Origin of the sequence: Pseudomonas sp. PDM21 (assembly GCF_014852505.2) — a bacterium.
Classification (GTDB): domain Bacteria; phylum Pseudomonadota; class Gammaproteobacteria; order Pseudomonadales; family Pseudomonadaceae; genus Pseudomonas.
In genome coordinates, this window is sequence record NZ_CM181223.1 from 920,191 (window position 1) to 935,252 (window position 15,062).

The window sequence follows — 15,062 nt, forward strand, 5'->3', positions numbered from 1 at the left end:
AAGTAGCCTGGAGGAAGTGCAGGAAGAACTCGACGTAGGATGGCGTGGAGCGCAGCGATACCCATCGGTCCGCATTGCGACAGCATGCGTATCGCTGGGCTCTGCCCATCCAGCAAAGGCGCTCATTGGCGCCGTTGTGCAGTCAGCCCAGCAGGAACAGCGCGTTGCTGGCGAACAGTGCGGCGAACTGGTCGGCCGGCACCGGGCGGCCGAAGAGGAAGCCTTGTACCTCGTCACAGCCGTGTTCGCGCAGGAACTCGAGCTGCTCGTGGCTCTCCACGCCCTCGGCGATCACCATCAGGTTCAGGCTGTGGGCCATGGCGATGATGGCGCGGGCGATCTGCGCGTCCTGCTCGCCATGGGGCAGTCCGTCGACGAAGCTACGGTCGATCTTCAGCACGTCGATGGGGAACTGCTTCAGGTAGTTGAGCGAGGAGTAGCCGGTGCCGAAGTCGTCCACCGCAATCGCCAGGCCCAGGCGTTTCAGGCCCTGGAGTATCTGCATGGCCTGGGAGACGTCGCTCATCAGGATGCTTTCGGTCAGTTCCAGCTCCAGGCAGGCCGGGGCGATGCCGGTGTCTGCGAGGATACCGGCGATACGCTCGCCCAGCTGGCCGTCGGCGAACTGCCGGGCCGAGAGGTTCACGGAAATCTTCGGCACCCGCACCTTGTCCCGGTGCCAGGCGCGCAGTTGCAGGCAGGCCTGCTCCAGCAGCCAGTCGCCGACCTGGGCGACCAGGCCGAGTTCTTCCAGCACCGGAATGAACTCCGCCGGCGGGATCAGCCCGCGCTTGGGGTGCTGCCAGCGCAGCAGCGCCTCGGCACCGGTCAGGCGGCGGCCGTCGCCAGTGAACTGCGGCTGGTAGTGCAGGACGAATTCGTGCAGCTCGATGGCGCGGCGCAGGTCGCTTTCCAGTTCCAGGCGTTCCAGGGCGCGGGCGTTCATCTCGGCCTGGTAGAACTGGAAGTTGTTCTTGCCCATTTCCTTGGCGTGGTACATCGCCGTGTCGGCGTTCTTCATCAACTGGCTGAGCTCGGCGCCGTCCTGCGGCGAGAGCGCAACGCCGATGCTGGCGGTGACGAAGAACTCGCGGCCTTCCAGGGTGAAGGGGCGGGCGAGGCTGGAGAGAATCTGCTCGGCGACCTGGATCGCCTGGCGCAGCGCCTTCTCGCGGTCCTTCTGGCCGGGCAATAGCAGGGTGAACTCGTCACCGCCCATGCGCGCCACGGTGTCGTCGTCGCTGACGCAAAGGCTCAGGCGCTCGGCCACTTCCTTGAGCATGCGGTCGCCTGCGGCATGGCCCAGGGAGTCGTTGATCGGCTTGAATCGGTCGAGGTCGAGGAACATCAGCACCACCCACTGCTGGTGCCGTTCGGCCTGCAAAAGGGCGGTGTGCAGGCGGTCCTGGAACAGCGTGCGGTTGGGCAGGTGGGTCAGGGCGTCGTAGTAGGCCAGGCGATGGATGCGACGCTCGCTGGCCTTGCGCTCGCTGATGTCGCTGAAGAAACAGACGAAGCTGACCAGGTCGCCGTCCTCGTCGTGGACCGCGGTGATGCCGACCCAGCTGGGGTACAGCTCGCCGTTCTTGCGCTTCTGCAGAATCTCGCCTTCCCAGCTGCCGCTCTTGAGCAGGCTTTCCATCACATGCTTGAGCTGGTTGGCTTCCTGGCGGTCGGCGGTGAGCAGGCGCGGCAGTTGGTCCAGCACCTCCTCGGCGGAGTAGCCGGTGAGGCGGCTGAAGGAGTCGTTGATCTGCACGATGTAACCGGCCGGATCGGTGACCATGATCGCCGCCGTGGAGTGCTCGAATACCGTCGCCGCCATGCGCATCTCGCGCTCGGCGCGGCGTTGCTGGCTCACGTCGCGGGCGACGCCGAGCAGGCCTTCGAAGCGGCCGTGGTCGTCCCACATCAAAGCGATGCGCAGCTCCACGGGAATCTTGTGGCCGTCGGCGTGCAGGCAGTCGAGGCTGAACAGCTGCGGCTCGGCGCTTTCACGCAGTTCGGCCAGGCGCTTGGGCTCGCCGATGGCGCCCTGAACGCGGTTCAGCAGTTCATCCAGGCGCTCCAGCTGAGCCGGGTTGGCGGCCACCTGCTGGAAGCCGTTGGACAGCACCCACTCGGGGCTGTAGCCGAGCACCTGGTGGATCGATGGGCTGAGGTAGTTGAGCTTGACCTGGGCATCCGTGGAGAGGATCACGTCGCTGATGCTCTCGGCGAGCATGCGGTAGCGGCGGCCGCTCTCGCGCAGGGAGTTGTGCGCCTCGACCGTGTCGGTGATGTCCTTGGCCACGCCGATCAGCCGCGCCACGCGGCCGGAGGCGTCGCGGGTGAACGCCTGCTCGCGGATGTCGAACCAGTGCCAGCTGCCGTCGCGGTGGCGCCAGCGCAACTGGCTGTCCAGCAGCAGGCCATCGCCCACCACCTGCTGCAGGTTGCGCACGCGCCAGTAGTATTCGACGTCGTCCGGGTGCAGCACCTTCTCCCAGAAGCGCTCGCCCATCTCGCGCAGCTCGTCGTTGTCGTAGCCGAGCTGGTGGCCGAGGTTGTGGTTGCTGAAGATGACCCGGCGCGCGGCGATATCGTGGATATACAGGGTGTCGGGCACCGCGCGCACCGCGTCGGACCAGAACTTCTCGCGCTCGATCAGCGACAGCTCGACCTGCTTGCGGCTGGTGATGTCCGACAGGCTCAGGGTGACGGCGTGGAAGTCCTGGATCATCTCCGGCACGCGCAACTGCAGCCACAGATGGCGCTGCTCGCCCTGGCGGGTGTGGATGCAGGCTTCCAGCTCCACCATGCCATGGCCGTGCAGCACCGCTTCGAGCACCTTGCTGCGCACGCCGTCCGGGCGCATGCCGGTGCCGCCGACGAGAACCTGCCAGGCCTGTTCGGTGGTGCTCACGCCCATCAGGCGCTTGGCGACGTTGTTGATCTCGGTAATGCGTACCTGGCGCAGCAGCCAGGGCAGGCGCTCGGGCTGCGAGGCGATCCACTCGCGCAGGTCGCTCTGTCGGCGCAGGTTGAGATCCACCAGGCTCTGGCGCAGGGCGGAAAGGTCGAGCACGCAGAGGGCGACGCCGACACCGTCGAAGATGTCCTGGTAGCGTCGGCGGGTCTCCTCGAGGATGTGCAGCGCCTGCTGTTCCTCGGTGACGTCGCGCAGTACCCAGACCTGCCCGCCCTGGGGCAGGTTGCCGCGCAGCACCCAGGTCTGCTCCGGCGACAGCGGGCTGTCATCCAGGGAATGGTGGCTGACGGCGAACAGCCGGGCCTGGCCGGTATCGTTGACGCGCACCAGTTCGGAGCCGTTTTCCGCCGCGGCATCGCTGCCATGCAGCAGGGCGCCCAGGCCGGGCAGCAACTCCAGCAGATGATGCTCGCCGGCCTTGTCGGCGCTGACGCCGAACAGCTGCTCGGCCTGTGGATTGAGGTAGGCGAGGCGGCCGTCGGCGCGGGTCACCAGCACCCGCTCGTCGATCGCGCCGAGGGCCTGCGCGGCCTGGCGCAGACTCTGCTGCGATTCCACGGTCAGTGCCCGCAGGTTCTGCTGTTCTCGCTGCAGGCGCAGCAAGGCGGCGCCGGCGATGCCCGCCAGCACCAGCAGCAGGGATAGCTCACCGGCCAGGCGCGGCAGCAGGGTGGCGCGGATCTGCCGGTCGTCGAATTGCGGGTGCAACTGCCAGTCGGTGTTCTGGATGTCCAGGCCGTCCAGGCTCTGCGCCTGTTCCAGCGGCGAGGCGGCGGACAGCGGGCCGGGGCGGAAGCCGCTGGAACGGCCGAGGACCTTCTGCTGGACGTCGTCGACCAGGATCCAGTCCGGTGATTCGGGGCGGATCTGCGCCGCCCAGCCACGTCGGGCGACCTTTTCGTCGAGGCGGATGACGCTGTCGCCTTCGCCCGCCTCGGTGGCCTTCAGCCAGACATAGAAGTGGCCGCCGTTTTCCTCGCTGAAGGCATAGTGATAGGTCTGCTGCGCGCTGCGCTGGCGCAGGGCCTCGATGAACGCGGTGTCCTTGATGCCGCTGGCGGAGTCATGCACGGGCACGCCGCTGGCGCTCAGTCGGACCAGGCTGTGGAAGGACGGGTAGATGTGCGTCAGGCCGGCGATCAGCGGCGCGTGGACGTCGCCGGGGGCGCGGTCCTGTTCCTGCTGCAGCAGGGCCTGGGCCGCCACGGCCTTGAGCTCCAGGGTCAGGGAGATCCGCTGGGCCATCTGTTCGCCATGCAGCACCACCCGCTCACGCTCGAAGCGCTCCTGGCTACGAAACTCCTGATGCAGCTGCCAGCCCAGCAGGCCGAGCATGAACAGCACCAGCAGCACCAGCGCGGTCCGGGTCGCCACGCGGCCAGGCCTGGCCAGGGCGTCCGGAGGAGTACGGGGGAAAATAGACAAGGACTTAAGGACCTGGGGCGATACGGCTGAATTCGGCGCAGGCTAGGATGCCCGGAAAGGCGGCGAAGTGCCAGTATGGCCGACGAGCGTCGTTTGCCCTTCCTGACTCATTCCGGTAGCTTTGCCGCACGCGCGCGTGGTGTGGGTTGCATAAAGTACATCCGCGCAGAGTCCCGCGCGAAGGGCCGTCCATCGGCCGTTCGCGCCCGCCGGCAGCCCGCTCGCTAGCGTTCGAGCGCTGCCGCTCCGGCCAGTGAGCCGGCGTCCCGGAACCTGCCGTCGTTCGTTCCGGCCATCCCGATCACAATTCATCCCAGAAGTCAGGTATCCATGGCTCAATACGTCTATACCATGCACCGGGTCGGCAAGGTTGTGCCGCCCAAGCGTGAAATCCTCAAGAACATTTCCCTGTCGTTCTTCCCCGGCGCCAAGATTGGCGTGCTCGGCCTGAACGGCGCGGGTAAGTCCACCCTGCTGCGCATCATGGCTGGCGTCGACACCGAGATCGAAGGTGAAGCCCGCCCGATGCCGGGTATCAACGTCGGCTACCTGCCGCAGGAGCCCAAGCTCGACCCGCAGGCCACCGTTCGCGAGATCGTCGAAGAAGCCGTCGGCCAGATCAAGGCTGCCCAGGCCCGCCTGGACGAGGTCTATGCCGCCTACGCCGAGCCGGATGCCGACTTCGACGCCCTGGCCGCCGAGCAGGCCAAGCTGGAGGCCATCCTCCAGGCTTCCGACGGCCACAACCTGGAGCGCCAGCTGGAAGTCGCCGCCGACGCCCTGCGCCTGCCGCCGTGGGACGCCAAGATCGAACACCTTTCCGGTGGTGAGAAGCGCCGCGTCGCCCTGTGCCGCCTGCTGCTGTCCGCTCCGGACATGCTGCTGCTGGACGAACCGACCAACCACCTGGACGCCGACTCCGTCGCCTGGCTGGAACACTTCCTCCACGACTTCTCGGGCACCGTGGTAGCGATCACCCACGACCGTTACTTCCTCGACAACGTCGCCGGCTGGATTCTCGAGCTGGACCGTGGCCAAGGCATCCCCTTCGAAGGCAACTACTCCGGCTGGCTGGAATCCAAGGCCAACCGCCTGGCCCAGGAAGCCAAGCAGGAAGCCTCCCATGCCAAGGCGATGAAGGCCGAACTGGAATGGGTTCGCCAGGGTGCCAAGGCTCGTCAGTCGAAGTCCAAGGCCCGTCTGCAACGCTTCGAGGAAATGCAATCGCAGGAATTCCAGAAGCGCAGCGAGACCAACGAAATCTACATCCCGGCAGGTCCGCGCCTGGGCGACAAGGTCATCGAGCTGCACAACGTCAGCAAGGGCTATGGCGATCGCCAGCTGATCGACGACCTGTCGCTGAGCATTCCCAAGGGCGCCATCGTCGGCGTGATTGGTGGCAACGGCGCGGGTAAGTCGACCCTGTTCCGCATGCTGACCGGCAAGGAGCAACCGGACTCGGGCAGCATCGAGATCGGCGAAACCGTGCAGATCGCCAGCGTCGACCAGAGCCGCGAAATCCTCGATGGCAACAAGACCGTGTGGGAGCAGGTGTCCGACGGCTTCGAGCAGATCAGGATCGGCAACTACGAAGTCCCGTCGCGCAGCTACGTCGGCCGCTTCAACTTCAAGGGCGGCGACCAGCAGAAGTTCGTCAAGGACCTCTCCGGTGGTGAGCGTGGCCGTCTGCACCTGGCCCTGACCCTGAAGCAGGGCGGCAACGTGCTGCTGCTCGACGAACCGTCCAACGACCTCGACGTGGAAACCCTGCGTGCGCTGGAAGAAGCGCTGCTGGACTTCCCCGGCGCCGCCATCGTGATCTCCCACGATCGCTGGTTCCTGGACCGCATCGCGACCCACATCCTCTCTTACGAGGACGACGGCAAGGTGGTCTTCTTCGAAGGCAACTACACCGAGTTCGAAGCCGATCGCAAGAAACGCCTGGGCGACGCTGCCTCGCAGCCGCACCGCGTGCGTTACAAGAAGCTGGCGTAAGCCGCTTCTGCAGGAAAACGGGGCCTTCGGGCCCCGTTTTTTTTGCGGAGCGCGCCGACAGCGGTCAGCGGCTGCGCTTGAGATCGTCCAGGGCGCGGCGCTGTTCCTCCAGCTGGCGCTGCAGTGTGTCGATTTGCCGCGCTTGGTCCTGCAGGGTGCGTTGCTGTTCTTCCAGCTGGCGCGCCATGCGCTCCAGGTCGTCGGTGCTGAACTTCGACTTGTGGATCACTTCGCTGTCGAATGTATCCGCCACCACCAGCGCGCCGGATTCGGTGAAGTTGCCCAGTTTCATGGCCCCGTGGGCGGGCAGGGCGAGAGTGCAGGTGAGGGCGGCGAGAAGTGCGAGGGGGCGTGTGAGCATCGGGATCGTCCTGATGGATTGAATGGTCTGCGTGCAACTACCTATTGATTTTGTATACAAAAATCTGTTTTTCTGCCGGTCCGGCAGAAGTGGAATTTATATTTTTGCACCATAAAGATTCATAAAAGCGTCACTCTGCACTATCTCGGGGCGGCGTGGGTTGTTAGAGTCTGCCGGCAAAAAAGCATCACATAATCAGAAAAGTACCGGTGTAGACATGACGCAATCCGTTGACTCGTTCCTCGAGCGCCTCAAGCGGCGCGACCCCGATCAGCCCGAATTCCACCAGGCGGTGGAAGAGGTGCTGCGCTCCCTCTGGCCCTTCCTCGAAGCCAATCCGCACTACCTGCAGGCCGGCATCGTCGAACGCATCGTCGAGCCCGAACGCGCGATCCTGTTCCGCGTACCGTGGGTGGATGATGCCGGACGAGTGCGGGTCAACCGCGGTTTCCGCATCCAGATGAGCAGCGCCATCGGCCCGTACAAGGGCGGCCTGCGCTTCCACCCCTCGGTGAACCTGGGCGTACTGAAGTTCCTGGCCTTCGAGCAGGTCTTCAAGAACTCCCTGACTTCGCTGCCCATGGGCGGCGGCAAGGGCGGCTCGGACTTCGATCCCAAGGGCAAGAGCGACGCCGAAGTCATGCGCTTCTGCCAGTCGTTCATGAGCGAGCTGTTCCGTCACGTCGGCGCTGACCTCGACGTGCCGGCCGGTGACATTGGCGTGGGCGCCCGCGAGATCGGCTACCTGTTCGGCCAGTACAAGCGCCTGTCCAACGAGTTCACCTCGGTGCTGACCGGCAAGGGCATGTCCTACGGCGGCAGCCTGATCCGCCCGGAAGCCACCGGCTACGGCTGCGTGTACTTCGCCCAGGAGATGCTCAAGGCCCGCGAGAGCGGCTTCGACGGCCAACGCGTGGCCATCTCCGGTTCCGGCAACGTGGCCCAGTACGCCGCGCAGAAGGTCATGGAACTGGGCGGCAAGGTGATCTCGCTGTCCGATTCCGAAGGCACCCTGTTCTTCGAGGCCGGCCTGACCCTGGAACAGTGGGAAGCGGTGATGGAGCTGAAGAACGTCCGTCGCGGTCGCCTCAGCGAGATGACCGGCCCCGGCCTGCGCTTCATTGCCGGTGAGCGCCCGTGGTCGCTGGCCTGCGATATCGCGCTGCCCTGCGCTACCCAGAACGAGCTGGACGCCAACGACGCGCGCACCCTGCTGGCCAACGGCTGCGTCTGCGTGGCAGAAGGCGCGAACATGCCGTCGACCCTGGAGGCTGTGGATATCTTCCTCGAGGCCGGCATTCTCTACGCGCCGGGCAAGGCTTCCAACGCCGGAGGCGTCGCCACCAGCGGCCTGGAGATGAGCCAGAACGCCATGCGTCTGCTGTGGACCGCCGGTGAGGTGGACCAGCGCCTGCACGGCATCATGCAGAACATCCACCATGCCTGCGTCGCCTATGGCGAGGAGAATGGCCGGATCAACTACGTGAAGGGCGCCAACATCGCCGGCTTCGTCAAGGTCGCCGACGCGATGCTGGCCCAGGGCGTGGTCTGACCACTCCCCGGAAATGAAGAACGGGCCCGTCGGGCCCGTTTTTCATTTCGCTCAGTCCACCGGCTTCGGCGTGGTCGCCGTGCTTGGCGGCAGCAGCGGGTATTCCACCTTCGGCTGCTTGCCAGTGGCGGTCTTGAGGAAGGCGACGATGTCACCGACTTCCTCGGCGTTCAACTGCTTGCCCAGTTGCGCGGTGCCCATGATCGCCACTGCTTCCTCCAGGTCCCAGACCTGCCCGCTGTGGAAGTACGGCGCGGTCAGCGCGATGTTGCGCAGGGGCGCGGCGCGGAACACGTACTGGTCGTTCTGCGTCTTGGTCACTTCGAAGCGGCCCTTGTCGCCGGTGGGCAGGATCTTGCCGTCGGGCTTCTTCACCAGACCGAACGGGAAATAGGCCTGGCCGCCCAGATTCACGCCGTTGTGGCAGCTGATGCAGCCTGAGCTCATGAAGGTCTGCAGGCCCTTTTTCTCCCTGGCATCGAGGGCGTTGTCGTCGCCCTTGAGGTAAAGGTCGAAGCGCGAGTTCGGGGTGATCAGGGTCGACTCGAAGGCTTGCAGTGCTCGGGCCATGTTGTCGAAGCTGACTGGTTGCTTGTCGCTGGGGAAGGCCTTTTCGAAGGAGGCAACGTACTCCGGCATGCTGCGCAGCGTGGCCTCGACGTTCTTCGGCGTGTTGTGCATCTCCACGGGGTTCTGCACCGGGCCCTTGGCCTGTTCTTCCAGGTCCTTGGCGCGGCCATCCCAGAACTGTGCGACGTTGAAGACCGCGTTGAATACAGTGGGCGAGTTGCGCGCGCCCTTCTGCCAGGCATGGCCGCTGGACGCGGGCACGTTGTCGGCGCCGCCGGTGCCGATGTTGTGGCAGGTGTTGCAGCTGATCACATGGCTGGCGGACAGGCGTGGCTCGAAGAACAGCTGTCGGCCGAGTTCGATCTGGTTGGGGTCGAGCTTGTCGCTGGCCTGCTCCGGGATGGGCTTGAAGATGCTGTTGGCGTTGTCGCGCAGGACATCGGCGTTCGCTTGCGCCGCCGCCGTGCTCACGGCCAGCAGCAGACTGCCCAGTGCCAGTTTGATGGGCTGCATGTGGAGTCTCCTTTTTCTCAGGCTTTTTGGGTTTCTTCTGAGTTCAAGGAGAGGCCAGACGGACGGGGCGCGGCTTGACCGGAATCAAGCGCGCGGCGCCATACGGGTGTGGATGGTTGCCGCAGCGGTCAGTTGCCGCGCAGGGCATGGGACAGCGCGCGATCCTTCTGCTGTTCCCAGTCGCGGTCGCGGTCGCGGTCGCTGTTGCGCTGTTCTTCGTACTGCTGGCGCTCCTGGCTCACGCGCATGGCCTGGCATTGCTGGAAGCCGTCGTTCCAGCCCAGGGCGTACTTCGGCTCATCGAGGTAGCGCGGCACGTTCTTGCGGAACTCGCCGGTGATCGCGCCGGCCGCCTGGCGGCCGCTGCCGCAGCCGTCGTCATAGCCGTCGGCATAGGCCGGCGGATAGCCCTGGGCAATGAGGGTTTCATGGGTGGTTTCGCAGCCGGCGAGCAGCGCGGCGCAGAGCAGGACGACGGCGGCGCGGTGCGCCATGGAGACTCCCGTGTGCCGGTGAGGCGGGCACACGCGCCGGAAGAGGTAGCGCCACTCGAGGTGACATGGCGCGAATCTATTGGGCGGCTCGTGAGGAAAGCGTCAAGTCGGCGTGATGCGGATGTGCTGGCCAGCTGCCTGCCCTGCCGTGCAGTCGATCCGTACCGGCAGGAAGGCTTCGATCACCGCGCAGTTGCTCAAGAGATGGTCGCTCGCAACCGGCGTGGTGAAGCTGCCGCCACCGGCCAGCGCCATCGGTAGCACCAACTGGTCGGCGAGGTGTTCCTCGACGCTGGTGCCGCTGCGGCGCCAGTCATCGGCCTGGTGCAACGCCTGGCTGGCGACACGCTCGGCGCTGACCCCTGACTGGCCGAAGGCGCAGAACACCAGGGTGAGCTGCTCGCACTCGACTTCCAGCAGCAGGGCGTTGCCCGGGCCCTGGTCTTCCGGCAGGCGGACAACCTGTGCGGAGGCCGCGTGCCAGTCCTGATGCCGCTTCACCTTCTCCAGCTCGCGATCCGCCACGTGGCCGGGAATGGCCGCCAGCAGGGCGCGGGCCGAGCGCGAAAGCACGGCGCCGGCTTCCGGCAGATGCAGCGGCTGCAGCTCGCCGGGCGTGGTGCGCACCAGCAGCTCACCGCCGCCCGCCGGCATGAAGCCATGGCGCAGCAGCTCGAAGTCGACCTTCGCGCCCATGCGCCGCAGCAGCGGCAACCAGCTGCGCTCGATGAAGTCCGCCGGTGGCGCCAGCGGGTTGTGCGTGCCGCCGCTGATCGCCAGGCTGCTCGGCCCATCGGCGAACAGCAGGGCCGGCAACAGCGTCTGCAACACCAGCACGGCACTGCCCGCGCTGCCAATGGCGAAGCGGTAGTCGCCGCCGCGAATCGTGCCGGGGCGGAAGGTCAGGCTGCGCGATCCCAACTCGTCGCCTTCCACCGCCGCGCCGCAGATATCCACCGCTGCGCGCACGGCCGTCAGGTGCTGACGCAGCAGCCCCGGCCGCGAGCGCCGGCCACGGATGTTGACGATACGCAGCGCCGTACCGGTGATCATCGACAGGCTCAGCGCACTGCGCAGAATCTGCCCGCCGCCTTCGGCGCCGTCGAGTTCGATCAGGTGCTTGTTCATTGCTTCGATCCTTGCAGCTTCAGTCCGTCGCGCTGGCGGCCAGCGCGGACAATGTCCGGCGTCGCGGGTTGTACAGGGTGAGGCACCAGATGCCCCACCATTCCTTGCCGTCATCGAAGTAGCAGCTCCAGTTGCTGCGATGCGGTTCGGCATCGCCGTCGCCGACCCAGTCGAGCACCTGCAGGCCTTCGTCCGGATTCAGCCGCAGCACCTGCAGCCATTCGCGGAAGTCCGCTACCTGCAGTTGGGTGCCATAGGGCGGCTCGCGGAAGGCGCGGCACAGCGGGCCGTCATCCCGAGTCAGCTCGCACACTGCTTCGGCACTGAGTGCCTGCGGGCGGGCCCGGGCCAGGTCCGGCGTCAGGTCCGCCCACTTGTGGTTGGCGTACTGCGGGTGGCGGGCGATGACTTCCGCCTGCCACTTGCGCGCGCGTTCCTGGATGGACTCGAACAGCCGCTGCAACGCCAGGCGATGTTCCGCCTCGCCGGGCGTGGCGGTCGGGTCGAGCGTCAGCACGCGGAAGTCGAAGACGCAGCGCTCGTGTTCCAGGCGGCTGCGCAGTTCCTGCATGCGCTGGTTTTCCATGGGTTGCAGCATGTCCTCACCTCATCCTTTCACGCAGACCACCTGGCGCAGGGTATGCAGCACTTCCACCAGCTCGCGCTGGGCGTCCATCACGGCGTCGATGTCCTTGTAGGCCATCGGGATCTCGTCGATCACGTCGGCATCCTTGCGGCATTCGACGTGGGCGGTGGCGCGCACCTGGTCCTCGACGCTGAACAGCTTCTTCGCCTTGGTGCGGCTCATGGTCCGCCCGGCGCCGTGGCTGCACGAGCAGAACGCCTCTTCGTTGCCCAGGCCGCGGACGATGAAGCTCTTGGCGCCCATCGATCCCGGAATGATGCCGAGCTGGCCTTTCTGCGCAGACACCGCGCCTTTGCGCGTCACCAGTACCTCTTCGCCGAAGTGGCGTTCCTTCTGCACGTAGTTGTGGTGGCAGTTCACCGCTTCCAGGCTCGCCTCGAACGGCTTGCGGATGATCTGCCGCGCGGCGGCGATCACCGATTGCATCATCAGCTCGCGGTTCTGTCGGGCGAAGTCCTGGGCCCAGCCCACGGCTTCCACGTAGTCATCGAAGTGCTGGCTGCCTTCCTCGAAGTAGGCCAGGTCACGGTCCGGCAGGTTGGCGATGTGCTGGCGCATATCGGCCTGGGCCAGTTCGATGAACAGGTTGCCGATGGCGTTACCCACGCCGCGCGAGCCGCTGTGCAGCATGAACCAGACGCGGTCCGCTTCGTCGAGGCAGACCTCGATGAAGTGGTTGCCGGTACCGAGGGTTCCCAGGTGCTTGCGGTTGTTGGTTTTCTCCAGCTTCGGGTGCTTGTCGGTGATCACCTTGAAGCGGCCGGCCAGCGCGCGCCACGCGTCGTCGGCGTGATCGGGCACGTTTTCCCAGGCGCCCTTGTCGCGGCCTGCCCGGGTGTTGCTGCGACCGTGGGGCACGGCCTTCTCGATGGCGGTGCGCAGGCCGTGCAGGTTATCCGGCAGGTCCGATGCCACCAGCGAGGTGCGTGCGGCGATCATGCCGCAGCCGATATCCACGCCCACGGCCGCCGGGATGATGGCGCCCCTGGTGGGAATCACGCTGCCGATGGTCGATCCCTTGCCCAGGTGCACGTCCGGCATCACGGCCAGGTGCTTGAAGATGAAGGGCATCTTCGCGGTGTTCATCAGTTGCTGCCTGGCGTCGTCTTCCACCGGCACGCCCTGGGTCCAGAGCTTGATCGGTTTGCCGTTGGCGACTTCCAGCAGTTGGAAGGTCTTGGTGCTCATGTTTCGACTCTCTTCATTTGCCTGGCGAGCTGGCCGGTAGCGGGTTGTGCCCGGCCATCGCGAATTCGTTTGTTCAATCGACAGGCGCGGCAGCGTATCGCCGTGGAAAACACCTGTCCCTTACAGTCTTCGTACCACCACTTCTGCTGGGCGGCGGTCCAGGTCTGCTCGGCGCCGCAGTCATGGCAGGTGAAATCCCGGTCCTCGTACCAGCCACGGCGCACGAACAACGGGTCGCCGTAGCTGTTGTAAGGCGCCAGGTTCGAGCGGTTGACCGGGACGCTGCCGGGCGGAGCGACCTGGCCCGAAGGATGCCAGGCGGGCGCGGCCTTCTTCGCCTTGCGTTGCTCGCGCGCCTGGCGGATTTCCCGGCGGCGTTGCTTGTTGCTCTTCACGGTGCCGACTCCTGCGCTGGGCAGGCCTTTGTCAGGCCTGCTTCAGCGTTACCAGTCCATTCAATACCTGATCCAGGCCGCCGAATACCGAGATGCGGTCGATTCGTTCGGCTACCCGCTCCAGGGTTTCCAGTTCCTTCAGGCGCAGGGCGGTGGGGTTGTCCTCCATCACCTTGGCTGTGTTCAGCAGCGAGCGGGTCGCCGAGGTTTCCTCGCGGCGACGGATCACGTTCGCCTGCGCGGCCTTCTCCGCCTCCACCACCTGGGCCAGCAGGGTCTTCATCTCGCCCGGCAGGATGATGTCGCGCACGCCCAGGCCGCTGACCTCGATGCCGGTGCCCGGCAGTCGCTCCTTCAGGTAGGCGCCGACCGAGTCGTCGATGAGTTGCTTGTTCTCCAGCAACTCATCCAGCGAGCGGGTACCCACCGCCGCACGCAAACCGAATTGCAGCTCGCGGTAGAGGTGCTCCAGCGGCTTGGACAGGCTGGAAAACGCCGTCAGTACGTCGCTGTAACGCCAGTTGGCGGCCAGGTTCAGGCGCAGGCTCACCTTGTCGCGGGTGAGGATTTCCTGGCCGCTGACTTCCAGCGCCTGGATCCGCGTATCGATCAGCTCCACGCTCACCTGGCGGTTGTAGCGCCAGAAACCGTACTGGCCCGCGGGCAGGAGCTCGACCACCGCACCGTCGACCTTCAGCACGCCGACCTGGTAAGCCGGTACCAGGGTCACCAGCAGCGCCTCGACGCCGACCACGCTGCGACCGCGCAGGTTGCCCTGCATCTGCTGCAACAGCGCCGGAGCCACGCGGTACTCCTGGCTCAGGTCGATGCGCTCCAGGCGCTGTTCGGTCTGGCCTTTCCAGTACAGCCGGCGGCTGCCCGGCGCGAGGATTTCCGCCAGCACGCCGTCCTCGAAGCGCAGGCCGGCCTCGTTCTCGGCCAGGTCCATGCGGGTGAAGTAGCGTTCGACCAGCGCCGGTTCGGACTGGCGCAGGTAGCCAGCCAGGCGGTGTTCGAACAGCGGGGTGTTCAGGCTGAAGGTTTCCACGCTCAGGCGGTTGTACAGGTCCAGGTGACGGTGGATACCCGGCTCGAGGATTGCCAGGAAATCGCCCTCGGAGTACAGCAGGCCGCGTTCGTTCTTCTTCACGGTAAAGCGCTTCAGCAGTTTCATCTCTCTTCCTTCTTCTGGTGTGCGTGCTTCTGTTGTGCTAGGTGCCGGTGTCCGCCAGCTCGTCGGGTGGCGAGGCGGGGGCCTGCGAGAGCCTGGTGCTGCGGACTGCCTGTCCATTGCGCCGAATCCATCGGCCAGCACTTGCCTTGTCGCGGGCCCGGTCCTCGTACCGGGCGGGCTGGCGGTGGCTTCGGGTCCCTGGCGCGTCCGGCCTTCCTGGCCTCTTTGCGCCTCTCCCGTCGCCCACCGGCGGGGTGTTGCCTTCATGAGTAGCTGCCTTAACAGGGCAGTGTTCGAGCGGGAGTCGAACCCGCGACAGGCCATTTCGTGGATGGCTGCTCTACCGGACTGAGCTATCGAACGGCGCGGGCAGGATTCGAACCTGCGACGGCTCCAGCGAAATGGAGTGCTCTACCGGGCTGAGCTACCGCGCCATCGACCGTGACTGCTGCAGCGGCATGCGCGAAGCCGACACCAGGGGTGGGCTCGGGCACCGGCGGGAGTGGTAGTCCCTGCCCGTGGGCTGCATCAGCGATGCGGTCGAGGGAGATATAGCGAGGGGCGTGCCAGGTTTGTTTTTGGGTGTTGTTCTTTTCTTGTAACTATTTGATAAATAACAAATTAATTTTTTTCTGGGTGCGGAAATCCAT

At 65.7% G+C, this 15,062-nt stretch carries 11 protein-coding genes and 1 tRNA gene; 2 read left to right on the forward strand and 10 right to left on the reverse strand.

Going from position 1 to position 15,062, the window contains the following annotated elements; all coding sequences use genetic code 11:
* Positions 1-142: 142 nt before the first annotated feature.
* On the reverse strand, positions 143-4,306 hold the full coding sequence (locus IB275_RS04495; RefSeq protein WP_225601857.1) for an EAL domain-containing protein: 4,164 nt from the start codon (positions 4,304-4,306) through the stop codon (positions 143-145).
* A gap of 420 nt (positions 4,307-4,726) precedes the next feature.
* Between IB275_RS04495 and ettA the strand changes: the two genes are divergently transcribed.
* Positions 4,727-6,391 (forward strand): energy-dependent translational throttle protein EttA, encoded by a 1,665-nt coding sequence (gene ettA / locus IB275_RS04500; RefSeq protein WP_192290245.1) that lies wholly within the window; start codon positions 4,727-4,729, stop codon positions 6,389-6,391.
* Positions 6,392-6,455: 64 nt separating this feature from the next.
* Here the strand turns inward: ettA and IB275_RS04505 are convergent, their stop codons facing one another.
* Positions 6,456-6,752: a hypothetical protein gene (locus IB275_RS04505; protein WP_225607857.1), complete on the reverse strand. Its 297-nt coding sequence runs from the start codon at positions 6,750-6,752 to the stop codon at positions 6,456-6,458.
* A 217-nt stretch (positions 6,753-6,969) separates the two neighbouring features.
* Here IB275_RS04505 and gdhA point away from each other — a divergent pair, with 217 nt between their 5' ends.
* The gene (gene gdhA, locus IB275_RS04510; protein ID WP_138212153.1) at positions 6,970-8,304 is read left to right on the forward strand and encodes an NADP-specific glutamate dehydrogenase; all 1,335 of its coding nucleotides are present in this window, start codon (positions 6,970-6,972) and stop codon (positions 8,302-8,304) included.
* A gap of 51 nt (positions 8,305-8,355) precedes the next feature.
* Here the strand turns inward: gdhA and IB275_RS04515 are convergent, their stop codons facing one another.
* From IB275_RS04515 to IB275_RS04550, 8 genes are all read right to left on the reverse strand, one after another.
* The gene (locus IB275_RS04515; protein WP_192290243.1) at positions 8,356-9,387 is read right to left on the reverse strand and encodes a cytochrome-c peroxidase; all 1,032 of its coding nucleotides are present in this window, start codon (positions 9,385-9,387) and stop codon (positions 8,356-8,358) included.
* A gap of 128 nt (positions 9,388-9,515) precedes the next feature.
* A complete protein-coding gene (locus IB275_RS04520) occupies positions 9,516-9,881 on the reverse strand; it encodes a hypothetical protein (RefSeq protein WP_192290241.1) in 366 nt (121 codons plus the stop codon).
* Positions 9,882-9,983: 102 nt separating this feature from the next.
* Positions 9,984-11,009: an RNA 3'-terminal phosphate cyclase gene (gene rtcA, locus IB275_RS04525; protein WP_192290239.1), complete on the reverse strand. Its 1,026-nt coding sequence runs from the start codon at positions 11,007-11,009 to the stop codon at positions 9,984-9,986.
* A 19-nt stretch (positions 11,010-11,028) separates the two neighbouring features.
* Entirely contained in the window at positions 11,029-11,607 is a 579-nt protein-coding gene (locus IB275_RS04530) for a hypothetical protein (RefSeq protein ID WP_192290238.1), read from the reverse strand.
* 9 nt (positions 11,608-11,616) lie between these two features.
* Entirely contained in the window at positions 11,617-12,843 is a 1,227-nt protein-coding gene (locus tag IB275_RS04535; protein WP_192290236.1) for an RtcB family protein, read from the reverse strand.
* On the reverse strand, positions 12,840-13,238 hold the full coding sequence (locus IB275_RS04540) for a zinc-ribbon domain containing protein (protein WP_192290234.1): 399 nt from the start codon (positions 13,236-13,238) through the stop codon (positions 12,840-12,842). The genes IB275_RS04535 and IB275_RS04540 overlap by 4 nt, the downstream gene beginning before the upstream one ends.
* Before the next feature lie 31 nt (positions 13,239-13,269).
* Entirely contained in the window at positions 13,270-14,412 is a 1,143-nt protein-coding gene (locus tag IB275_RS04545) for a slipin family protein (RefSeq protein ID WP_192290232.1), read from the reverse strand.
* A gap of 361 nt (positions 14,413-14,773) precedes the next feature.
* Positions 14,774-14,846 (reverse strand) — tRNA-OTHER (locus IB275_RS04550).
* Between the last annotated feature and the right edge of the window lie 216 nt (positions 14,847-15,062).

Bases quoted from the DNA above. Each gene is read 5' to 3' on its own strand.
- IB275_RS04495 (WP_225601857.1), bottom strand. From the start codon at position 4,306: ATGCTCGGCCTGCTGGGCTGGCAGCTGCATCAGGAGTTTCGTAGCCAG.
- ettA (WP_192290245.1), top strand. From the start codon at position 4,727: ATGGCTCAATACGTCTATACCATGCACCGGGTCGGCAAGGTTGTGCCG.
- IB275_RS04505 (WP_225607857.1), bottom strand. From the start codon at position 6,752: ATGCTCACACGCCCCCTCGCACTTCTCGCCGCCCTCACCTGCACTCTC.
- gdhA (WP_138212153.1), top strand. From the start codon at position 6,970: ATGACGCAATCCGTTGACTCGTTCCTCGAGCGCCTCAAGCGGCGCGAC.
- IB275_RS04515 (WP_192290243.1), bottom strand. From the start codon at position 9,387: ATGCAGCCCATCAAACTGGCACTGGGCAGTCTGCTGCTGGCCGTGAGC.
- IB275_RS04520 (WP_192290241.1), bottom strand. From the start codon at position 9,881: ATGGCGCACCGCGCCGCCGTCGTCCTGCTCTGCGCCGCGCTGCTCGCC.
- rtcA (WP_192290239.1), bottom strand. From the start codon at position 11,009: ATGAACAAGCACCTGATCGAACTCGACGGCGCCGAAGGCGGCGGGCAG.
- IB275_RS04530 (WP_192290238.1), bottom strand. From the start codon at position 11,607: ATGCTGCAACCCATGGAAAACCAGCGCATGCAGGAACTGCGCAGCCGC.
- IB275_RS04535 (WP_192290236.1), bottom strand. From the start codon at position 12,843: ATGAGCACCAAGACCTTCCAACTGCTGGAAGTCGCCAACGGCAAACCG.
- IB275_RS04545 (WP_192290232.1), bottom strand. From the start codon at position 14,412: ATGAAACTGCTGAAGCGCTTTACCGTGAAGAAGAACGAACGCGGCCTG.